Annotated in this window: 22 protein-coding genes; 18 read left to right on the top strand and 4 right to left on the bottom strand. The window is 35.7% G+C overall.

The annotated features are described in order from the left end of the window. The first annotated feature begins 202 nt into the window (after nt 1-202). The 9 genes from dnaG (at nt 203) to NST98_RS04335 (ending at nt 9,058) form a co-directional block, all read left to right on the top strand. On the top strand, nt 203-2,020 hold the full coding sequence (dnaG, locus tag NST98_RS04375; RefSeq protein ID WP_340715669.1) for a DNA primase: 1,818 nt from the start codon (nt 203-205) through the stop codon (nt 2,018-2,020). Between the two features lie 31 nt (nt 2,021-2,051). After that, nucleotides 2,052-3,176 carry an RNA polymerase sigma factor RpoD gene (rpoD, locus tag NST98_RS04370; protein WP_016838553.1) on the top strand — a complete coding sequence of 375 codons (1,125 nt, stop codon included), beginning with the start codon at nt 2,052-2,054 and terminating at the stop codon, nt 3,174-3,176. Between the two features lie 472 nt (nt 3,177-3,648). Next, the gene (locus NST98_RS04365; RefSeq protein ID WP_172597779.1) at nt 3,649-3,792 is read left to right on the top strand and encodes a hypothetical protein; all 144 of its coding nucleotides are present in this window, start codon (nt 3,649-3,651) and stop codon (nt 3,790-3,792) included. Nucleotides 3,793-3,967: 175 nt separating this feature from the next. Continuing rightward, nucleotides 3,968-4,528 carry a hypothetical protein gene (locus tag NST98_RS04360; protein WP_168412321.1) on the top strand — a complete coding sequence of 187 codons (561 nt, stop codon included), beginning with the start codon at nt 3,968-3,970 and terminating at the stop codon, nt 4,526-4,528. Nucleotides 4,529-4,803: 275 nt separating this feature from the next. After that, nucleotides 4,804-5,148 (top strand): c-type cytochrome, encoded by a 345-nt coding sequence (locus NST98_RS04355; protein ID WP_340714530.1) that lies wholly within the window; start codon nt 4,804-4,806, stop codon nt 5,146-5,148. Nucleotides 5,149-5,237: 89 nt separating this feature from the next. Next, nucleotides 5,238-5,933, top strand: a complete 696-nt coding sequence (locus NST98_RS04350; RefSeq protein WP_340714529.1) for a tRNA (adenine(22)-N(1))-methyltransferase — start codon at nt 5,238-5,240, stop codon at nt 5,931-5,933. Continuing rightward, nucleotides 5,933-7,054 (top strand): Nif3-like dinuclear metal center hexameric protein, encoded by a 1,122-nt coding sequence (locus NST98_RS04345; RefSeq protein WP_340715668.1) that lies wholly within the window; start codon nt 5,933-5,935, stop codon nt 7,052-7,054. Before NST98_RS04350 ends, NST98_RS04345 begins: the two co-directional genes overlap by 1 nt. A gap of 519 nt (nt 7,055-7,573) precedes the next feature. Then, on the top strand, nt 7,574-8,020 hold the full coding sequence (gene vrrA, locus NST98_RS04340; protein ID WP_016839005.1) for a VrrA/YqfQ family protein: 447 nt from the start codon (nt 7,574-7,576) through the stop codon (nt 8,018-8,020). A 66-nt stretch (nt 8,021-8,086) separates the two neighbouring features. Then, nucleotides 8,087-9,058 (top strand): 4-hydroxy-3-methylbut-2-enyl diphosphate reductase, encoded by a 972-nt coding sequence (locus tag NST98_RS04335; protein WP_016839004.1) that lies wholly within the window; start codon nt 8,087-8,089, stop codon nt 9,056-9,058. A gap of 172 nt (nt 9,059-9,230) precedes the next feature. On the opposite strand, the gene NST98_RS04330 is transcribed toward NST98_RS04335, so the two are convergent. Continuing rightward, nucleotides 9,231-9,899, bottom strand: a complete 669-nt coding sequence (locus tag NST98_RS04330; RefSeq protein ID WP_340714528.1) for a DUF2642 domain-containing protein — start codon at nt 9,897-9,899, stop codon at nt 9,231-9,233. Between the two features lie 228 nt (nt 9,900-10,127). Continuing rightward, entirely contained in the window at nt 10,128-11,243 is a 1,116-nt protein-coding gene (locus NST98_RS04325) for an IS4 family transposase (protein WP_096549683.1), read from the bottom strand. A 343-nt stretch (nt 11,244-11,586) separates the two neighbouring features. Here NST98_RS04325 and NST98_RS04320 point away from each other — a divergent pair, with 343 nt between their 5' ends. The 3 genes from NST98_RS04320 (at nt 11,587) to dacB (ending at nt 15,320) form a co-directional block, all read left to right on the top strand. Next, nucleotides 11,587-12,879: a DEAD/DEAH box helicase gene (locus NST98_RS04320; protein ID WP_016839002.1), complete on the top strand. Its 1,293-nt coding sequence runs from the start codon at nt 11,587-11,589 to the stop codon at nt 12,877-12,879. A 16-nt stretch (nt 12,880-12,895) separates the two neighbouring features. After that, a complete protein-coding gene (locus NST98_RS04315; protein WP_340714527.1) occupies nt 12,896-13,783 on the top strand; it encodes a deoxyribonuclease IV in 888 nt (295 codons plus the stop codon). A gap of 112 nt (nt 13,784-13,895) precedes the next feature. Beyond that, nucleotides 13,896-15,320 (top strand): D-alanyl-D-alanine carboxypeptidase/D-alanyl-D-alanine endopeptidase, encoded by a 1,425-nt coding sequence (gene dacB, locus NST98_RS04310; RefSeq protein ID WP_340714526.1) that lies wholly within the window; start codon nt 13,896-13,898, stop codon nt 15,318-15,320. A 130-nt stretch (nt 15,321-15,450) separates the two neighbouring features. Here dacB and NST98_RS04305 read toward each other — a convergent pair whose 3' ends face one another. Continuing rightward, nucleotides 15,451-15,723 carry a hypothetical protein gene (locus tag NST98_RS04305; RefSeq protein ID WP_172597868.1) on the bottom strand — a complete coding sequence of 91 codons (273 nt, stop codon included), beginning with the start codon at nt 15,721-15,723 and terminating at the stop codon, nt 15,451-15,453. A gap of 86 nt (nt 15,724-15,809) precedes the next feature. Here NST98_RS04305 and NST98_RS04300 point away from each other — a divergent pair, with 86 nt between their 5' ends. The 6 genes from NST98_RS04300 (at nt 15,810) to NST98_RS04275 (ending at nt 19,515) form a co-directional block, all read left to right on the top strand. After that, complete coding sequence (locus NST98_RS04300) at nt 15,810-16,550, top strand: metal ABC transporter ATP-binding protein (protein ID WP_016838998.1); 741 nt, start codon at nt 15,810-15,812, stop codon at nt 16,548-16,550. 12 nt (nt 16,551-16,562) lie between these two features. After that, nucleotides 16,563-17,399 carry a metal ABC transporter permease gene (locus NST98_RS04295; RefSeq protein WP_096551186.1) on the top strand — a complete coding sequence of 279 codons (837 nt, stop codon included), beginning with the start codon at nt 16,563-16,565 and terminating at the stop codon, nt 17,397-17,399. 15 nt (nt 17,400-17,414) lie between these two features. After that, entirely contained in the window at nt 17,415-17,828 is a 414-nt protein-coding gene (locus NST98_RS04290) for a Fur family transcriptional regulator (RefSeq protein WP_096551184.1), read from the top strand. A 176-nt stretch (nt 17,829-18,004) separates the two neighbouring features. Then, nucleotides 18,005-18,334 carry an ABC transporter substrate-binding protein gene (locus tag NST98_RS04285; RefSeq protein WP_340714525.1) on the top strand — a complete coding sequence of 110 codons (330 nt, stop codon included), beginning with the start codon at nt 18,005-18,007 and terminating at the stop codon, nt 18,332-18,334. 85 nt (nt 18,335-18,419) lie between these two features. Then, a complete protein-coding gene (locus tag NST98_RS04280) occupies nt 18,420-18,878 on the top strand; it encodes an ABC transporter substrate-binding protein (RefSeq protein WP_340714524.1) in 459 nt (152 codons plus the stop codon). Between the two features lie 493 nt (nt 18,879-19,371). Further along, nucleotides 19,372-19,515: a hypothetical protein gene (locus NST98_RS04275; RefSeq protein WP_172597780.1), complete on the top strand. Its 144-nt coding sequence runs from the start codon at nt 19,372-19,374 to the stop codon at nt 19,513-19,515. A gap of 99 nt (nt 19,516-19,614) precedes the next feature. Here the strand turns inward: NST98_RS04275 and NST98_RS04270 are convergent, their stop codons facing one another. Beyond that, entirely contained in the window at nt 19,615-21,012 is a 1,398-nt protein-coding gene (locus NST98_RS04270; RefSeq protein WP_340715667.1) for an MDR family MFS transporter, read from the bottom strand. Nucleotides 21,013-21,134: the final 122 nt, after the last annotated feature.

Raw genomic sequence — 21,134 nt, 5'->3', positions numbered from 1 at the left:
ACCTCCAGATTATCGAGGAGGTTTTTTCATTTTTTTATAAAAAAGTATAGAAAAATCATAAAGAATGTTTTATAATAATAAAATTGTGGTAAAAATATTTATAATAAATAAATATTATAAAAAATGAAGTTTTTTGTCGCATTTAAAGGAATTTTTAAATTTTTATCGAATTGTGTTATTTAGCAACAAAGTTGGTGATGGAATGATAGGCAAAATTCCTGAAGAATTAATTGAAAAAATCCGAACAGAATCGGATATCGTTGATGTGATCAGCGAATATATTCAGTTAACAAAAAGAGGGCGAAATTGGTTTGGATTATGTCCTTTCCACGGTGAAAATACACCTTCTTTTTCTGTTTCTGAAGACAAACAAATATTCCATTGCTTTGGTTGTGGTGCAGGGGGCAATGTTATAACCTTTGTCATGGATATCGAAAATGTATCCTTTCCTGAAGCGGTTTCTAAATTAGGGGAGCGCATCGGCATACATATTGATATCCAAAATCAAAGTATGGACAAAAATTTTCGCCGATATTCACCAAAAGAAGAAAATATGATGAATGCCCATCAATTTGTTGCTGAATTTTATCATCATTTATTGATGAACACAGAAGAAGGCGAAAAAGCATTAAATTATTTATTAAAAAGAGGATTTACAAGGGAAGATATCGAATCCAATGGTATAGGATACTCATTGCCAGTATGGGATTCAGTGACTGTATTACTAGAGCGAAAAGGTTTTTCGTTAGATGAAATGGTTGAATGTGGACTCATTATCCAAAAGGAAAATGACCATACTTACTTTGATCGCTTTCGAGGACGTATCATGTTTCCAATTCGCAACGAATTTGGAAAGGTGATTGGTTTTTCTGGTCGAATTCTTGAGGCAAATGAATCAGAAGCGAAATATTTAAATAGTCCAGAATCCCCGATTTTTCGAAAAAGTGAAGTTCTTTTTAATTTGGACAAGGCTAGAGCTTCAATTCGTAAAAAACGTCAAGTTATATTAATGGAAGGATTTATGGATGTGCTTGCTGCGCAAAAAGCAGGTATAGACAACGCTGTGGCAACGATGGGCACTTCCTTAACAAAAGAGCATATCACAAGGCTAAAACGCTTAGTTCGAAACGTAGTGGTTTGTTATGACGGTGATTATGCAGGTTGGGAAGCAGCGAAACGAGCCGCAGAAATGATTTACAACGAACAAATGGATGTTGAAGTTGTCGTACTACCCGATCAATTAGATCCTGACGAATACATTCGGAAGTATGGTTCAGAGTCCTTTGCACAGATGATTGAAAAACCACATGCATACATGGCTTTTATGATGATGTATGCACGGCGCAATAAAAATTTTCAATTTGAAAATGATATTTTGCAATATATTCAAGAAGTGCTTGAGCATCTTGTTGGTAAATCATCGCCTATCGAACGAGAACTTTATATTAAAGAACTATCGAAAGAAACAAAAATATCGGAAGAAGCTATTTATGCACAATTCAGAAAATTAGATGCTGACTTTACTAAAAATTATAAACGAGCTGAACAAAAAAATACAATATTTAGTGGCCAAATTCATTCCAAAAATTTAAATGCGACTGAACGTGCTGAAAGATTGCTCCTTTCACATATGTTGTTTGATATGGAACTAGTGAAAAATATTTTACACAGTGATGATTCGCAACCATTTATTCATGATGAGTATATGGCAGTGTTTGTTCGGTTAATCGGCTTTTACGAAGAGCATGGCACGGCGGATTATCAAAGGTTTTTAGAAATTTTGGATGATGCAGAACTTCGAAAAATTGTTATGGAAGCTGCGTTAATAGAGCGCGTTCCAGAATTTAAAGAGGCTGAGATTGAAGATTGTTTAAAACAACTAAAAAAACATCGCATAAAGCTTGAAATAGAAAAACTCATGCACGATTCCCAAGAAGCTGAAAGAATGCATGAATATAAAAAAGCTTTAGAACTCGTCCAACGAATGATTGAACTGAAAAAAACATTATCTGCGATTTGAGTGATATTGGTTGTTATAAGGAGGAAGGTTTATGGCAGACAATATGTCAGAACGTTCAAGAGAAATTTTGGAAAAAAACTTGGAAGAAGCGAAAAATTTTCTTCGACAAAAAGCAAAAAATGATGGTATATCCATGGATGATATTTCAAAAAAATTAGATCCATTTGAATTGGAACCTGAGGAAATTTTTCATTTTGCTGAAGAATTAGAAAGCCAATATGATATTCGTGTGGAAGGAAAAGAAGAGTTTGAAGAAGAAGCACTTGCGAAACAGGAAGCAAGTGAAGAAGAATTTGATTTGAATGATTTAAGCGTTCCTCCTGGTGTAAAAATCAATGACCCTGTCAGAATGTATTTGAAAGAAATCGGGCGTGTAGATTTATTAACTGCTGAAGAAGAAATTGAACTTGCAGAACGTATTGAGCAAGGTGATGAGGAAGCTCGTAAACGACTTGCGGAAGCAAACTTAAGATTAGTTGTTTCGATTGCTAAACGCTATGTAGGTCGTGGAATGCTTTTCTTAGATTTAATTCAAGAAGGAAATATGGGATTAATTAAAGCAGTAGAAAAATTCGACCATCGAAAAGGATTTAAATTTTCTACGTATGCCACTTGGTGGATTCGTCAAGCTATTACGCGAGCAATTGCGGACCAAGCAAGAACGATTCGTATACCAGTTCACATGGTGGAGACGATTAATAAATTAGTCCGCGTCCAACGTCAATTATTGCAGGATTTAGGGCGTGAACCAACGCCAGAAGAAATCGCAGAGGAAATGGACTTAACGCCTGAAAAAGTTCGTGAAATATTAAAAATTGCCCAAGAACCGGTTTCATTAGAAACACCAATTGGTGAGGAAGACGATTCGCATTTAGGCGATTTCATCGAAGACCATGAAGCGCAATCTCCTGCTGACCATGCAGCATACGAACTGTTAAAAGAACAGCTTGAAGACGTTTTAGATACATTAACAGATCGAGAAGAAAATGTGCTTCGTCTTCGTTTCGGTTTAGATGACGGTCGTACACGCACTCTTGAAGAAGTAGGGAAAGTATTCGGGGTGACTCGTGAACGTATTCGCCAAATTGAGGCAAAAGCACTAAGAAAATTACGTCATCCATCTCGTAGTAAGCGATTAAAAGATTTTCTTGAGTAACATCATTCTGAGGAATGTAAAGGTACCTAATTTTAGGTACCTTTTTATTAGTGCGCCTGGCATGGGTGTAATCTATAGGGTGTAAGTCCCGAACTGTGAAGGCAGAAGTAACAGTTAGCTTAACGCAAGGGTGTCCGTGGTGACGCGGAATCTGAAGGAAGCGAGCGGCAAACTTCCGGTCTGAGGAACACGAACTTCATATAAGGCTAGGTATCATTGGATGAGTTTGCTAAACAAAACAAAGTCCTTTCTGCCAAAGGTGGTACAGAGTAAATGAAGCAGATAGATGGAAGGAAAGATTACATTCTTACCCGGGGAGGTCTGGCGGATATGTGAAGTACGCTTCATAACCTACTTAGTGATAAGTAGCTGAACCGTCAGAAGTCAGCAGAGGTCATAGTATTAGTTGGTTTAGAACTACTAAGAAGGACCGAACAATTAAGAGAGAATAGCCCTTGGCATTCAGTGAGTCATGATGAACACAGAAAACGTAGTACCTCACTTGAGGAAGGAAGCGGTGAATCCCGTGGGAGACCTCTTGGAGGGTGGAGTGACCACTGGCATAAAGAGAACAGCTATTCACGGAAGTTATAAAGACTTGCGTCAATCATCTTAATTGAACCGCCGTATACGGAACCGTACGTACGGTGGTGTGAGAGGACGGGAGTTAATCGCTCCCTCCTACTCGATTGAAAGTATAAAAAATTTTCTTTGATAATACTTTGTACGGATGTCGAAATATAGAAAATACTATACAATAATACATAAATAAACAAATTTGGTGAATGTTTATGGATAATCCGAAAAAACAAATCATAATCAATGAAATCTTATTTTGGAAGCAAAATAAGTTATTACCAGAACATTACTGCGACTTTTTAATGACACTTTATACTGAAGGTGAAGACATTCAACTTCAAAATCATATTAGTATTAAAAAATCAATTAAAATGAAAGAAAAACGTAAAAAAACAACTATTTCTTTATTAATAATGGCGATAACAGCAGCACTCTTAATACTCCTTTTCCTTATGACAGCATATTTTTATATCGCTGCTTTCATAGTCGGAATAATAGCAATACTTTTTCTTGTATATTCATACAAATTTGCAAAGAAGCATGATTTGATTGCTCCCATTTTACAAGTAGCTGCGGCGCTATTAATTTTTGGAATTTCAGTAAAAGTTAGTTTAGTATATTTCGAAAATAATAATGTTGTACTTTATTCTTTATTAGTAGCTAATTGTTTTATGTGGACGATTACAGGTATTAAATTAAAACTATTATATTTCACAATTTCTGGTGTATTAGGATTCATTATCATTATTGCATATCAATTGTTTTTCCTATAATTCCATCGAAAAGTAGTTTTTCATTTCATTTTTTAAATATAATTTTTTGTTGAAAGCAAATAATAAAGACAATTGATAGAAAAAATGATGAATATATAATTATTCAATCGGAAATTTATTCTTTGGCTAAATTGTGAAAAAATGTCGAAATTGTTACATTCCTTGTAAAAGTTATGGTTTAGGTCTTTTCGTTTTAAGAAATATGAAGTACAATAATTGTTGTTGACTATATTCTATATTTATAGCATTGATGATTCTACAAGGGAGGTAAAGACATGAAAAATAATCCGATCGTTCCTTATATCCTCATTATGGCATTCGGTATCGCACTTATCTTCTTTATGTCATTAGATGGAGTTGGAAAACAAGCTGAATTAGCTGAAGGTGAACATGGAACAACTGAAGAAGGTGCAGGAGGAGATGAAGCACTAGTTCAAGCTTGTATTGGTTGCCACGGCGGCGACTTAAAAGGTGGTACGGGACCTTCATTAGTTGGACTTGATGCAGATCATATCGTTGACGTTTTAGAAAACGGTATTGAAGGAACTCCAATGACTCCAGGTCTTAAAACTGGTGACGAAGCTCGCGCGATTGCTGAGTACATCAGTTCATTAGAATAAAAAAATAAATCCTTAGTTGCAAAAGGCGACTAAGGGTTTATTTTTTTATATAATGAGAGTTAGAATTTTACAATAAAGGCGGGTACTACATGAATGCACAAAATCTTTCCAAACGACTAGAAAAAGTTGCTTCTTTTGTGCCAAAAGGGGCAATTGTTGCAGATATTGGTTCAGATCATGCCTATCTACCATGTTACTTAGTCCATAAAGGAATCATACAAAAAGCTGTTGCAGGAGAAGTAGTGAAAGGACCCTATCAGTCAGCTTTAAAGAAAGTAAAAGAAGAAGGGTTAGAAAATCAAATTACTGTTCGACTTGCTGACGGATTAGAAGCAATTGAGAGCAGCGATCATGTTGATACAATCACGATTGCAGGAATGGGTGGTTCCTTAATCGTCTCTATTTTAGAAAAAAATCCTGAAAAACTCGAAAACGTTAATCGCCTCATCTTACAACCAAATATTCATGCACGCGTCATTCGACAATGGGCATTAGAAAACAAGTGGAAGATTATTGAAGAAGCTATAGTCGAGGAAGATCAAAAAATTTATGAAATCATCGTATTAGAACGAGGGAACATGGAATTGACTGAAGCAGAAATTTTGATGGGGAACATATTAATTCAAGAAAAATCAGAGGTATTTCTAAAAAAATGGTCGAATGAAGTAAACCATTGGAAAAAAGTACTTAAATCATTAGAATATGCGGAGCCGACTCCTGAAATCGTTGGAAAACGTCAAGAATTGCTTCATCAAATAGCACTAGTTGAGGAGGTAATCCATTGATGAAACAAGCTAATGGAAACGAAATCATTCAACTTTTTGAGAGCTGGTCACCGAAAAAACTTGCTTGTATGGAAAATGATCCGATTGGACTCGCAATAGGCACTTTAAATAAAGTAGTTACGAAAGTGCTTGTTACTCTTGATGTCAATCAAGAAGTTGCAGATGAAGCAATAGAGAAAGGGTGCCAATTAATTATTGCACACCATCCACCTATTTTCCGGAAATTGTCGAATTTAAGAACAGATACACCGAGCGGAAGACTATATGAAAAGCTATTGAAAAATGATATTGCTGTTTATGCAGCTCATACGAATCTAGATGTTGCTGAAGGCGGCGTCAACGATTTGCTGGCTGATGCTTTACAATTACAAAATCGTGAAATTTTAGAAAAAACGTATTCAGAACATTTAATGAAGTTAGCAGTGTTTGTGCCTGATGAGCATGCGGATGAACTTCGATATGTCCTAGCAAAAGCAGGTGCCGGGAAGATAGGGAATTATGATTCTTGCAGTTATTCAACGGATGGAAAAGGGCGTTTTCGTCCATTAGAAGGTGCTAATCCATATATCGGTGATGTTGGAGAGATCGAAGTAACCGATGAAGAAAAAATAGAAGTAGTATTTCCAACATCAATGAAAAACCGAATATTAAAAGCAATGTTAAATGCACATCCATATGAAGAACCAGCATATGATCTTTATACTCTAGCTCAAGAAACGAATGAATACGGTATTGGACGCTTCGGAATGTTGAAGGAACCTATGAGTTTGCGACAATTTGCTGAATATGTAAAAGAGCGGCTACAAGTTCCAATGGTTCGTATAGTAGGGAATGAAAACAGTACAGTTTCAAAAGTTGCTGTACTTGGAGGAGATGGAAATAAATATATCCATATTGCAAAAAGAGCTGGTGCGGATGTATTTGTAACAGGAGACATGTATTTCCATGTTGCTCAAGAAGCACAAGCGATAGGACTAAATATTGTGGACCCCGGCCATCATGTTGAAAAAGTGATGATAAAAGGCGTTAAAGAAAAAATGACAAGCCTGTGTCAAGAGAATAAGCTTGATGTAGAATTTATTGAATCAGAAGTAAATACAGAACCATTTATTTTTATATAGGAAATTAAAAGTTACGTGAGCGAATGAGAAAACAATTTGTTTTTCATTCGCTCAATTTTTTATTTGAGTACAGAAAACAGGCGAGAAAAATTCGTATACGAAAGGTCCGATAATAGTCAAATATGTGACAATAATTGCCAATCTCCAATGGATAATAGTCACACTTGTGAACATAATAGCCAAATGGATAAAAAGAACTTTTGAAAAATAAGATAATAGTCAAATTCGTTACAATAATAGCCAATCATGAAAAATAATAGTCATTCCTGTCATTTTAATAGCCAATCTAAAAAAAATAACCTCTGAAAAGTAAGATAATAGCCAAAACTTAACAGTTATTAGTCAAACTACTAAATATAATAGTCAAATTTTGAAAATTAATTTCCAAATTCTAAGACATGAATTTTACCAACTTTTCAGCATAGCCTACTACCTGTTGCTGTACCTTTCAAAATGCATTTGCATATGATAGCTTTTAGAAAGCTTACGTCATTTGGAATAAACAGAAAGGAGATTTCTATGCGTCCACATCACTTTCCAAACCAAATGCCTCCAGGAAGACCTAATTTTTATGCACCAAGACCTCCTCAATACGGCTTTAGACCCGGACCATATCCGCCACCAATGCCACCTGGTTTTCAACCACCAAAAGGAACAGCGAGATTGGACTCCATTTTAGAAACAGCTAATCGATTTTTAGCGACAGCACAAAGTTTCCAACCTTATATCCAACAAGCAGCGCCGATGCTTCGGAATTTGCCTGCACTATGGAAATTATATAAAGGGTTTCAAGGGCTTCCAACTCAAACTCAAGGGAAACAATCAAATGAGGAAGGAAAAAGACAAATATCACCGTCAAATCATTCAAGACAAGAAAGAAGAAATGAAAGAAATCTAAGACAAGAAGAAATTAGTAGACCGTCAATTCCAAAAATCTATCAACCGCCGTTCGATCATTTTGAATAGAAACTTTGTAATAACACCATAGCTCCGTTATAATAAAGTTATGTACCAACAAAAGGAGTTGTCATGATGGAAGTCATTAAAATAAATCCTCGAGGCTATTGCTATGGTGTAGTTGATGCAATGGTTATTGCAAGAAATGCTTCATTAGATAAATCATTGCCAAGACCAATCTACATTTTAGGAATGATTGTTCATAATAAACATGTAACGGATGCTTTTGAAAAAGAGGGGATTATCACTCTTGACGGAAGCAATCGAAAAGAAATCATTGAAAAAGTGGATAAAGGGACTGTTATTTTCACTGCTCATGGAGTATCACCTGAAATAAGAGAAATTGCGAAAAGAAAAGGACTTGTAGCAATTGACGCTACATGCCCAGACGTAACAGTCACTCATGAATTAATCCGTGAAAAGTCTCAGCAAGGATATGACATTATTTATATAGGGAAAAAGAATCACCCAGAGCCTGAAGGAGCAATTGGAGTTGCACCGAACCACGTTCATTTAGTTGAAAATAAACTAGATATTGACAATCTAAATTTACAAAATGATAAATTGCTAGTGACAAATCAAACAACTATGAGCCAATGGGATGTTAAGGATTTAATGGATTACATTAAAGAAAAATATCCCCATGTGGAAGAGCATAAAGAGATTTGCATGGCTACTCAAGTACGACAAGAAGCGGTAGCAAATCAAGCAGGAGAAGCGGATTTACTTATTGTAGTAGGAGATCCTCGTTCCAACAACTCAAATCGTTTAACTCAAGTTTCTGAAGAAATTGCAGGTACCCCAGCCTACCGCATTGCTGATATATCAGAGTTAAAAATCGAGTGGTTGATGGATATTGAAAAAGTTGCTGTTACAGCAGGTGCTTCGACACCAACTCCTATTGTGAAGGAAGTCATATCATTTTTAGAGAAGTTTGATAAAAATGATCCATCTACTCATGAAATAAAGCGTACTGTGACACTGGATAAAATACTTCCAAAAATTAAAGAACCAAAACCTGTTAACGTTATTCTTCCTAACGAGTAAAAGTGTTGCCAGTAGATGCTGGCATCACTTTTTCATTTTATCGCTAGTTTTATAAGCCGAAAGGGAAAAATGAATAATCTATCATATAATAATTATCGTTTAAATAGAATGTTAAGAATTATGTAAGATTTAAGTGAAATGAGTGCGAATAATTGAAAGTTTACTTAACTTTTTATACAGGATTGACAATTTGTATGTGTGAAAGATTGCAGTATATAGTATTTGACTTTCCATCTTTCATTTCAATTAATCGTCCCTCTACATGATTGATTTTTCCAATATGAGAAAAATCTTTGCCTAAATTTAAAATAACCAGTTGACCTTTTAATTCGGCAATTTGTTCAGCAAATTGCTTTTTAAATGTTGGAAGCTTATTTTTCGATAAGGATAAGAATTCGGTTTCACTGATGCCGTAAGGAAGGTCATTTTTAATATGAGGTATTATCCATTTTAAATGTTTATTTGGAATGTACATAGTGTTATAAATGGGTGACTGAAATACAAAATAGTCATCCATCACAGACGTAATGACGCCATGTAGCGCTTCATTTCTTGTCACCATTAATTCTACGTGCAGTCCTTTTGCCATGGAAAGAATATTGAATAACGTCAAATCTTGATTGACTTTTGTAATAAATTGCGGTATTTCTGAAGGGGATTGAATATTATTTTCATTATCAATATCCCTTTCCAAAGTATATATATGGTCAGTTGGCAAATATACAAATTGATTATTTACGTGGATCACGAAAATTTCATCACTTGAATCAATTAAGGAGCCGTTAAATATTTTCCCGCCCATGATTTCAATGAAAACAACTTCATTATTTAAATGATGCATATGGTGCCCCTCCTATCTATTTACAATCAAGAACAAAAGTATTACTTTATGATATTTTTTTATTTTTATTAATATTCCATTTCATTAGCATTGCATAAATATAGTTAGAATTTTCTGTTAATTAATTTTTGTGAATTTGTGCCAAAAAGACAAAACCTAAAGAAAGGTGGCACTGCCCATTTGGTAAATATATACAGTTAAACCAGAGCGACAACGACAAAAGGGAGATTATGGACTGGCTCGCCCATCAAATTTTCGCAACCAAACATAAGCTGGTTTCCACAGAGCTCTCTTTAACCAACGAGTAATTCGAAGTAGAGATTTCTTACTTTTCATCTCCAATTGAATGAGAACATGTAAGCAATACGTGATAAGGGCTAAGAAAATTTGATTTTGAATAGCTGTTTCACTCATTCCATAAAAGTGCTTAATTTCTACGTGTTGCTTGAGCCATTTGAAAAAGAGTTCAATAGCCCAGCGAGATCGGTAAATATCACTTATCTCTTCTGGTTTTAAATCAAATCGGTTGGTGATGAAACGAAGTAAGTTCCCTTTTGTGTCCATAACTTCTAGTAGACGAAAGACATTTTCAGTACGATTTTGTGTGGTACCAATGTAGACCATTTTATCGGATAGAACGTGACAATCATCAGGAAGTGAAAATGTATAGACTTCACGAATGACTGCGTTTTTCTTCAGTCTTGAAACGAAGAAATAGCCATCATCTGTCATCCGATCAAAACGTTCATAGTCCACATAACCGCGGTCAAACACATACATGGCTTCTTTATCATCCACTAGGACTTCGAGTTGATTTCGGTCATGTTCTTTTGCTGTCGTAATCACTGCTTTTTCAGGATAGACGGTGTCTTTATCCATGAAAACGAGCCGTAAGTGTAGCTTTACACCAGCTTTTGTTTTACGGAATTTTGCCCATTTATAATTGGTCAAATTCAACGGGAGTGTACTTGAATCAATGATTTTCAGTGGCATATTCTTTCCGGTTTTATAATGGTACCGTTGAATTTTCCAAACAAGATCCAAGAACAAATTTGCAAGAATTAGTGGGTTGATCTGATTGTTTTTTCGGGATAGCTGAGAGGCACTTATCGATTCAAATCCGAGTGCTTTTTGAAGATCTTCGTCTACAAGTGCATCACTCATTTCCTCTAAGCTCTTAAATTCGAGCAGCTGGGCTACCAATAAAAGTTTAATATAGGCTTCTGTTGTCAGCTTTTTTGTGTAATAGTCCTGTTTCAATTCTTTGACTTGTTCGCTAAGTTTTTGAATATTTATGGGTGAAACCCATTTACCAAATGATGAAATTAGTGTATTCTTGTCCATAACGTTTATCCTTTACGATTGGATTTGGACAGGAACCACCTGTACTTCCATTGTAAAGGATTTTTTTGTTTCGAAATCAATAAAAAAATGAACATTCTTAGTATTTTGAATCATCAGATTTAATTAGTGCAATGCTAGTGATTCCATTTTAATTAAACAATCGGTACATATTTCAACAAAGAAAAAAATTATGTATCATTATCATTTGTTTCCATTTGTTAGACACAAAGTTTAATTGTTCCTATTTAATAATCGCTGTTGAAAGCATAATGAACGAAAGTTGTTTATTGTTCTTTAGAAAGCGTATTTGGTACAATAATATTCATGTTAGGAGGTACGAAAAATGTCGAACTTTACAGATTTTCAATTCAAACCATTTATTATGGATGCAATTCAAAAGCTCGGCTTTAAAGAACCAACTCCCATCCAAAAAGAGATGATTCCGTTAATATTGCAAGGGAAGAGTGCGATTGGACAAGCCCATACAGGGACAGGCAAAACCCATGCGTTTTTATTACCGATCGTTCAAAGAATAGATGTAGAGAATACAGAAGTCCAAGCAGTAATTACTTCACCAACAAGGGAATTAGCAACTCAAATTTTTGAACATCTAAAGCAATTGATAGAAGGCACTGAAATTTCCGCAAAATTATTAATTGGGGGTACGGACAAGCAGCGAACAATTGAAAAATTAAAAAATCAACCGCAAATTGTTGTAGGAACACCAGGGCGAATTCATGATTTAGTAAAGGAAAATGTTTTACTAGTTCACAAAGCATCTATTTTAGTAGTAGATGAAGCGGATTTAGCCTTCGATATGGGATTCATTGAAGAAATAGATGGATTTGCAGCTCGAATGCCTGAAGATTTAGAAATGTATGTGTTCTCTGCTACAATCCCTGTTAAATTGCAACCATTCCTCAAAAAATATATGGAATCCCCAGTACACATTCAAATGAACGATCGAAAACCGGTGGCGGAAGGAATCGAATTTTTCCTTGTACCGATTCGCTCTAAATCTCGTACGACTCGACTACTAGAAGTTTGTGAGGCGATTAATCCATTTTTATGTGTTATTTTCTGCAATACGCGAAAAACTGCTGAGGAAGTTGCAGACTTTTTAGCGGAAAATGGCATACGTACAGGACAAATACATGGTGATTTAACGCCTAGAGAGCGTAAAAAGATGATGAAGCAAATTCGAGATTTAGAGTATCAATATATCGTAGCGACAGATTTAGCTGCTCGAGGTATTGATATACAGGGTGTTTCTCATGTTATTAATTATGAAATACCTGAGGATTTAGAATTTTTCATCCATCGTGTAGGTAGAACAGCGCGTGCTGGACTTCAAGGAACAGCGATTACCTTATATGGACCGGACGATGAAAATGATTTAGCCCGAATTGAAAAAATGGGTATTCCATTCCAACAGAAAGATGTTAAAAACGGCGAATGGATTGAGTTAAAAGAAAGGCACGCTCGAAAAAAACGAGTGAAACAGGAAAACGAGTTAGACCAACTCGCTAAAGCATTAGTGCGCAAACCGAAAAAAGTAAAGCCGGGCTATAAAAAGGCAATGAAAATGAAAATGGAACAGATTAAGAAGAGAGAAAGAAGAAAAAGAAATCGCTAGAAATGAGGGGAAGAGAATGTTAATTGGATCGCACGTATCCATGAGCGGCAAGAAGATGTTACTTGCTGCTAGTGAGGAAGCTGTATCATATGGATCAACGACCTTTATGATTTATACGGGGGCACCCCAAAACACAAGAAGAAAAGCTATTGAAGATTTAAATATTGAAGCAGGATTAAAGCATATGAAAGAACACGGTATCTCAAATATTGTTGTCCACGCACCGTACATCATTAACATTGCAAATACTGTAAAACCTGAAGTGTTTGCTTTAGGGGTGGAATTTTTGCAAAAAGAAATTGAGCGCACAGAAGCGATCGGTGCAACACAAATTGTTTTACATCCGGGTTCCCATGTAGGAGCAGGGGAAGAAAAGGGGATTAAAAAAATTATTGAAGGATTAAATGAAGTGTTGTCAGTCGATTCTCCTGTTCAAATTGTATTAGAAACAATGGCTGGAAAAGGATCAGAATGTGGCAAAAGCTTTGAAGAAATTGCGATGATTATCGACGGGGTTACGAATAATGAGCGACTCTCTGTATGTTTTGATACATGCCATACTCATGATGCAGGCTATAATATTGTAGAAGATTTTGATGGTGTTCTAGAACAATTCGATAAAATCATTGGTCTAGACCGCATTAAAGTGGTTCATATAAATGATAGCAAAAATGAGAGAGGGGCAAGAAAAGACCGCCACGAAAATATTGGATTTGGCCATATCGGCTTTGATGTATTAAATTACATAGTACATCACGAAGCATTTAAAGAAATCCCAAAAATACTTGAAACACCTTGGGTAGGTACAGATTCAAAAAATAAAAAGCCACCATATAAAGAAGAAATTGAAATGTTTAAAACAAGTACATTTCAACCGGAATGGATTGAAGCATTACGCAACTAGGGACTGAAATAAGTCCCTTTTTTTAATGAAGGAAATTTTAAGTGAAAGTGACGATAAAAGAAGGCGTATACGAGCATAATAGAATGTAAAAGAATGGTTCAAGGTGGCTGCCATGAAAAAACAGTGTGTATTATGTATTGTTATCGTGTTTTTCTTTTTCCAATATCTTCATCCAAGCCAAGCGATGTCACTCCATGAAAAAATAACACACCATTTAGGTACAAAGGATATCAGCGTGTCCATTCGCGATCTAGAAACTGGAGAGCTATTATATACGAAAAATGGGGATATTGGAATGAAACCCGCGTCCACATTCAAATTGCTTACTTCAGCTAGTGCATTACATATATTGGGACAACAGCATCAGTTTGCAACAGAAGTTTATATTGATGGGAAAGTAAACAACGGGGAACTTCAAGGTAATCTTTATGTAAAAGGAAAAGGTGATCCTACTTTTCAAAAGAAACATTTTTTACAAATTGCAGATATATTAAAGTTGTTAGGAATTTATTCGGTAAGAGGCAATTTATATGGCGATGATTTTTATTTTAATGGTGAAGCACTCTCTCCTGGCGTTTCTAAAGAAGATGAAAGTTTTTATTACGCATCAAGAATAAGCGCATTAACGATGTCACCGGATGGAGATTACGATGCAGGAACGCTCATTGTTCATGTAATCCCTACTTCCATTGGAAATAAACCAATCATACAAACGGAACCGAATGATAGTGGGATGATTTTATTGAACTACGCAATGACGGTTCCTTCGAATAACAAAAATACTATCGAAATCATTCGTAAATATCATTCAAATGAGGTAGTAATTTCAGGAAATATTCCGTTAGGGGCATCTCATAAAGATTGGGTGACATTATATGACCCAACGCTCAACACGCTCGAGGCTCTCAAAATCACGTTGGAGGAAGAAGGGATTGCATTTTATGAAACATCTGTTGTTCGAAAATCTGTACCTAAAAATGCAACGTTGATTTATAGAAAACAATCCCCCCCTCTGAAATATATCAACCATACATTCTTGAAATTAAGCAATAATAGCATTGCGGATATTTTAGTAAAGACAATGGGACAAAAAGTATATGGAAATGGAAATTTTGAAAATGGATTAAAGGTCATTCAACAATATGGCAAAGATTTAGGATTAAAAATGGAACAGTGGAAGTTTGAAGATGGTTCAGGAATTTCACATTATAACCGTACAACTGCTAATGAGTTAACGAACTTATTAGTAAAAGTTCAAGAAGAACCTTTTTTCCCGATCTTTTTTAGCAGTTTGCCTGTGGGAGGAGACACGAATCGACAAATCGGGGGATCGTTAAGAGAAAGATATTTAGGTGAACATTTGAAAAATCGAGTATTTGCCAAAACTGGCCACATTACTGGTGTATATACGTTAGCAGGATATGTAAAGGCTAATAGTGGGAAAATGTATGCATTTGCAATCATGACGCAATATCAAACAACTAACAAAATAAAAGACATTGACAAAGTTGTGGAATCGATTATTGAACAATACTAAACAAACATTTAAGAAAAAATAGGCTGTCTAGGAAGGAAAAACTTTCTAAACAGCCTACATTCGTTCACGATTGCCATTAGTATCTTTTTTGAACTAACTCATCGTTTTTTAAGTGCTTCTTGAGGGAAATTTAATTTCTTAAATCATCAAGCATTTTTTTATATTTTTTATACTTCTTAGAACCTAAAATCTGCTCGGCTTGTTTTAACACATTCTCAGGAATGCCTGTAATAAGCCAGGTGATGTTTGCTTGTTGGGCTAGTGGACGAAGCTGTTGGATTTCCTCAATCGTTAAATCCACACCATATTGTTTCGCCAATTTCCGAATTTCTTTATCGGATTTCGAAATTAGGGATTCCCAAAATTCAATCGCATTCATAACATCATCCTTTCCGTTCATCAAGCAAGAAACCTTTACAAAGAAAATTAAATCCCTTATACTAACAAAATGTAAATCGTAATGATTATGAATTAGAAAGAAGAGAAATGATGAAAAAAACTTTTGTGGAATTACAGAATGTTTCATTTAAATATAATTCGAGACTTGTATTAGATGATATTTCTTTTAATGTGAATGAAGGGGATTTTTTAGCGATTGTCGGACCGAATGGTTCTGGTAAATCTACTTTACTGAAAATCATTTTAGGATTATTGAAACCTAAAGGTGAAATAAAACTTTTTGGTGAACCATTCACTTCATTCCAACACCGTGAATGGATTGGATATGTTTCGCAAAAATCAAATGCCTTCAATTCTGCCTTTCCTGCAACGGTGAAAGAAGTTGTGCAAAGCGGATTAACGAAAAAAGTTGGTTTATTTAAAAAACTCCCAAAAGATACGATTAAAAGAGTAAATGATGCGTTAAGCGCTGTAGGAATGGATAAATTTATCAATCGTAATATCGGAGAATTATCCGGTGGCCAACAACAAAGAGTATTCATTGCTAGAGCATTAATTTCTGAACCAAAATTACTCGTATTAGATGAACCAACTGTTGGAATTGATATGAAAAACGTACAATCATTTTATGATATGTTAGGTGAATTAAATAAGAAACATAATTTAACCATTATTTTAGTGACGCACGACATTGAAACACCATCCAATCAAATCAGCCATGTTGCTTTTTTAAATGGGAGAATTCTATTTTACGGAGACATCGAACAATACAATCAAATTTCAAAAGAACAAATTTATAAGTGGTACGGTCATTCCGTACGGGCGATGTAAGGAGAGAGGGCTATGATCGAAGCATTACTCAACTATGAATTTTTACAAAATGCCTTCATCTCTGGAATTATAATTGGTTTCATAGCTCCATTACTTGGAGTATTTATAGTTGTTCGTAGAATGTCTTTAATTGCCGACGCACTGTCCCACGTAACATTAGCCGGAATCACAGGAGGGTTATTTTTAAGTCAAAATATCGCTGCTTTCTTTTTTATTCATCCTATTTATTTTGGAATTGCGGCTAGTGTACTTGGTTCCATTTTGATTGAACGGTTAAGGGCTATATATAAACATTATGAGGAATTAGCCATTCCAATCATTATGTCTTGTGGAATTGGATTAAGTGCTATATTTATTTCTTTAGCAAAAGGTTTTAGTACCGATGTGATGGGGTATCTTTTTGGTACTGTTTCTGCTGTTTCAAGGCAAGATTTATTTGTTGTGATTACGATTGCGATTATTGTAATCCTATTTTTAGCTTTATTTTTTAAAGAGTTATTTGTCTTATCCTTTGATGAAGAATATGCGAATGCATCAGGGCTTCCATCAAAAATGATTCACCTATTATTTATGCTCGTTGTTGCATTGACGATTGCTGCTAGTATGAGGATTGTAGGAATATTGCTCGTTTCATCATTAATTACGTTGCCAGTTGCCAGCGCCATGCGATTGTCGAAAGGCTTTAAGGCGACGATAATATATTCTGTTTTATTTGGCGAATTAGCGGTTATTATTGGTTTAATATTGGCGTTTTACTTAAATCTTGCACCAGGTGGAACAATTGTCATAACATCGATCATCATTTTAGTGGTAGTAATCTTATTCAAGAAATGGTTTAAATTTGATTAGAAGGGAGTCACAGCTGTGAATCGGACACGAGCGTGGGAAATATTAAAAGCCCATGGATATAAAAAAACAGATAAACGTGAGCTAATATTATCAATGTTTGAGGAAACAGATAAGTATTTAACAGCTCGCGATTTATTGGAAGTATTAAAAAAAGACTATCCTGGAATGAGTTATGATACCATTTATCGTAATCTAGCAACATTTGTTGAATTAGGTATATTAGAAGAAACGGAATTCAATGGAGAGAGAAATTTCCGAATGCATTGCGAAATCGATCATCATCACCATCATTTTATATGCATGGAATGCGGAAATGTGAAGGAAGTTTCGTTATGTCCAATTGAAAAGTTGGAAGCAATACTTCCCGGATATACAATCGAATCCCATAAATTTGAAATCTATGGGAAATGTCCACAATGTAACGGATAAGGTTCATACTTGAAAGGCAATACTGTCACTCCAGAAAAAAATATTTTTCAACGAAATGATTTGAGAAGGAAGTTTTAGTTGAAAAAGTATAAAGAGAAAAGCAAATGGAAACGAGGGAAAAGAATTGAAGCGTATTTAGTTCTTAACTGTATTATTAATCGTGATACTAGCAGGCTGTGAACAATAAAGAAAATGGAACTTCACAGGAAACAGATCTACATAAATCCGATTATTTATGTACAGTTGTTGATGGTGGGGGAGTAGAAATTACTTTCGAACAAGTACCTGAAAGGGTTGTGTCATTACAGCCGAGCAATACGGAAATTTTATATGAATTAGGTATTGGTAATAAAGTTATCGGTGTTACAGAGTATGATAAGTGGCCAGAAGAAGTACAACATGTTGAAAAAGTTTCCGATATTACGACTGTCAATGTAGAGAGAGTGATTGAGTTAAATCCGGATTTGCTTATATCACTGGTGGAGAGGAACAATTGGAACAATTAGAAAGCACAGGCTTGAAAGTATTTGTAATCAAGCCAGCAAACTCCATTGAGATGTATATGGAGACATTCAGCAAATTGCTCAAGTCATGGGTGTTGAAGAAAAAGGAAATGAATTAGTAGAAAAAATAAAGGCACAATTTGCAGGTATTAAAGAAAAAACAGATTCAATTGAACAGAAAAAGAAAGTATATTTTGAAATTGCACCAGCTCCTGATATTTGGTCTATCGGATCAGGTACGTTTCAACAGGAGTTAATAGAAGCAGCTGGTATTGAAAATATATATGCGGATCAACAAGGATGGTTTTCAGTTTCTGAGGAAGATATTATTAATCGAAATCCAGAAGCTATTATTACAACGGTCAATTTTTCTGATGATCCATCAGGAGAAATTAAATCTCGAAAAGGCTGGGAATCTGTACTTGCTGTTTTAAATAATGAAGTATATGTATTAAACCCAGATATTTTGGATAGACCAGGTCCACGAATTGCAGAAGCAACAGAAATAATTGCTCGGGCTATTTACCCAGAATTATTTGAAGATTAAAAGGCAGGGCTTTATCCCAATTTGTGCAAAAACGAGCGAATGGAGAAATTGTTTCCAATTCGCTCGTTTACGTGCGCCCGGCATGTACATGAACTATAGGGTGTAAGTCCCGAACCCCGAAGACAGAAGTAGAGGTTAGCCAAGAGCAAGGGTGTCCGTGGTGACGCGGAATCTGAAGGAAGCTGGAGGCAAAACACCGGTCCGAGGAACACGAACCTCATATAAGGCTAGGTATGATTGAGTGAGTTTGCGTAACAAAACAAAGCTCTTTCTGTCGAAGGTCATATCGAGTAAATGAGGCGGATAGATGGTGTGAAAGTGCATGTACTTACCCGGGGAGGTCTGGCGGATAGGTGAAGTTCGCTTCATAACCTACTTAGTGATAAGTAGCTGAACCGTCAGAAGTCAGCAGAGGTCATAGTATTAGTTGGTTTAGAACTACTAAGAAGGACCGAACAATTAAGAGAGAATAGCCCTTGGCATTCAGTGAGTCATGATGAACACAGAAAACGTAGTACCTCACTTGAGGAAGGAAGCGGTGAATCCCGTGGGAGACCTCTTGGAGGGTGGAGTGACCACTGGCATAAGAAGACAAGCTATTCACGGAAGTTATGAAAACTTGCGTCAATTATCTTAATTGAACCGCCGTATACGGAACCGTACGTACGGTGGTGTGAGAGGACGGGAGCTAATCACTCCCTCCTACTCGATTTTTTTAGGGCATAGCCTTTATAATTTAATTCACACTTTCCATCGGAGTTTTTTTCTTTTTTGATAAGAAGAAAGATAGAAGAAGTCCGACAAAAGCAAAAATGAGTGCCACTAGAAATGCGAGTTTAATTCCTTGAAAGATTTCATCGCTATTTGCTATCTGTTGCGATTTACCCAAACTCATCACCGAAACCAAGAGTGCAGTGAAAATTGAAGCACCAACTGTTCGAATGGTATTATGCATGGCTGTTCCATGGGCAATTAATGATTGTGGCAATGCATTAATTCCAGCAGTCATTAATGGCATCATTAGTAATGACATGCCAAGCATTTGAATGGAAAATATGACAGTAATGACGATAACGGATGTATCTTGGTTGATGAAGGTATATAAAATGGCCGAAAGAACCGTAAATCCAAAACCGACGATGGATAATCCTTTTGCCCCGAATCTGTCAAATAATTTCCCTGAAATTGGCGACATTGCTCCAGTGATGATCGCCCCCGGAAGAAGCATTGCCCCCGAAGTAAGTGCAGAACCTTGTTGAACATTTTGCACATAAATCGGCAAGATTGTTTCAATGCCGATTAACAACCCAAATACAACAATTGATAGGATTGTTGTGAGTGTAAATTCTTTTGACTGAAACACGCTAAAATTCAACATAGGTTGCTTTAACTTATACTGTCTTCGAATGAAGAATACTAAAGCAAATGCTCCAATTATAAGAGATGAGATGACATTTAAACTACCCCATCCATACGTACCTACTAAACTCGATGCGTAAAGTATACCTCCCCATCCAATGGAAGATAATATGACGGACAATATGTCGAGCTTTCTTTCCTTTTGTTCCGTCACATTTTTCATTAAAAAGATTGCTAATACCAGGACCACTAGTGTAAATGGCAAGACTGTATAAAATAATGATCTCCATGAAAAGTGATCAATGATCCACCCTGCAAGAGTTGGTCCAATGGCTGGAGCAAAACCAATCACTAAACCGCTCATCCCCATTGCAGTACCTCGTCTTTCCACTGGGAAAATTGAAAAAATGACTGTTTGCATTAATGGCATTAACATCCCCGCACCAATCGCTTGTACGATGCGAGCAACAATCAATAGCCAAAAGTGTGGAGTAATAGCACCGAGAAGTGTACCTACTCCAAAAATACTAATAGCAGTAATAAGTAAAGATTTACTACTAAATTTTTCGATTAAGAATGCAGTAATAGGAATCATAATTCCGTTTGCTAACATAAATCCCGTTGTCACCCATTGAGCTTCGGTTGGGCTGATTGAGAATTCATTCATAATAGACGGTAAAGCAACAATTAACAATGTTTGATTAAGTAAAGAAACAAAGGATGCTGCAAGTAAAATGCTGACAATTAAACTACGATTATATGAAACATGATTCATAGTATCCAAAGCGGTAATACTCCTTTTAATGAAAGGGATTTTGTAATAAGAAAAGCTTAAAATATGTTGGTAAAGAAATCAAGCAAAGAAAGAATTGAACAATAACTAAGTGGATGAAGAAG

This window comes from Ureibacillus sp. FSL W8-0352, assembly GCF_038004345.1.
In the GTDB taxonomy this organism is placed as follows: domain Bacteria; phylum Bacillota; class Bacilli; order Bacillales_A; family Planococcaceae; genus Ureibacillus; species Ureibacillus thermosphaericus.
This window is presented reverse-complemented; position numbering and strand designations above follow the sequence as displayed.

Excerpts from the sequence above, each read along its gene's own strand:
- dnaG (WP_340715669.1), top strand. The coding sequence starts at position 203 with ATGATAGGCAAAATTCCTGAAGAATTAATTGAAAAAATCCGAACAGAA.
- rpoD (WP_016838553.1), top strand. The coding sequence starts at position 2,052 with ATGGCAGACAATATGTCAGAACGTTCAAGAGAAATTTTGGAAAAAAAC.
- NST98_RS04365 (WP_172597779.1), top strand. The coding sequence starts at position 3,649 with ATGATGAACACAGAAAACGTAGTACCTCACTTGAGGAAGGAAGCGGTG.
- NST98_RS04360 (WP_168412321.1), top strand. The coding sequence starts at position 3,968 with ATGGATAATCCGAAAAAACAAATCATAATCAATGAAATCTTATTTTGG.
- NST98_RS04355 (WP_340714530.1), top strand. The coding sequence starts at position 4,804 with ATGAAAAATAATCCGATCGTTCCTTATATCCTCATTATGGCATTCGGT.
- NST98_RS04350 (WP_340714529.1), top strand. The coding sequence starts at position 5,238 with ATGAATGCACAAAATCTTTCCAAACGACTAGAAAAAGTTGCTTCTTTT.
- NST98_RS04345 (WP_340715668.1), top strand. The coding sequence starts at position 5,933 with ATGAAACAAGCTAATGGAAACGAAATCATTCAACTTTTTGAGAGCTGG.
- vrrA (WP_016839005.1), top strand. The coding sequence starts at position 7,574 with ATGCGTCCACATCACTTTCCAAACCAAATGCCTCCAGGAAGACCTAAT.
- NST98_RS04335 (WP_016839004.1), top strand. The coding sequence starts at position 8,087 with ATGGAAGTCATTAAAATAAATCCTCGAGGCTATTGCTATGGTGTAGTT.
- NST98_RS04330 (WP_340714528.1), bottom strand. The coding sequence starts at position 9,899 with ATGCATCATTTAAATAATGAAGTTGTTTTCATTGAAATCATGGGCGGG.
- NST98_RS04325 (WP_096549683.1), bottom strand. The coding sequence starts at position 11,243 with ATGGACAAGAATACACTAATTTCATCATTTGGTAAATGGGTTTCACCC.
- NST98_RS04320 (WP_016839002.1), top strand. The coding sequence starts at position 11,587 with ATGTCGAACTTTACAGATTTTCAATTCAAACCATTTATTATGGATGCA.
- NST98_RS04315 (WP_340714527.1), top strand. The coding sequence starts at position 12,896 with ATGTTAATTGGATCGCACGTATCCATGAGCGGCAAGAAGATGTTACTT.
- dacB (WP_340714526.1), top strand. The coding sequence starts at position 13,896 with ATGAAAAAACAGTGTGTATTATGTATTGTTATCGTGTTTTTCTTTTTC.
- NST98_RS04300 (WP_016838998.1), top strand. The coding sequence starts at position 15,810 with ATGAAAAAAACTTTTGTGGAATTACAGAATGTTTCATTTAAATATAAT.
- NST98_RS04295 (WP_096551186.1), top strand. The coding sequence starts at position 16,563 with ATGATCGAAGCATTACTCAACTATGAATTTTTACAAAATGCCTTCATC.
- NST98_RS04280 (WP_340714524.1), top strand. The coding sequence starts at position 18,420 with ATGGGTGTTGAAGAAAAAGGAAATGAATTAGTAGAAAAAATAAAGGCA.
- NST98_RS04275 (WP_172597780.1), top strand. The coding sequence starts at position 19,372 with ATGATGAACACAGAAAACGTAGTACCTCACTTGAGGAAGGAAGCGGTG.
- NST98_RS04270 (WP_340715667.1), bottom strand. The coding sequence starts at position 21,012 with ATGAATCATGTTTCATATAATCGTAGTTTAATTGTCAGCATTTTACTT.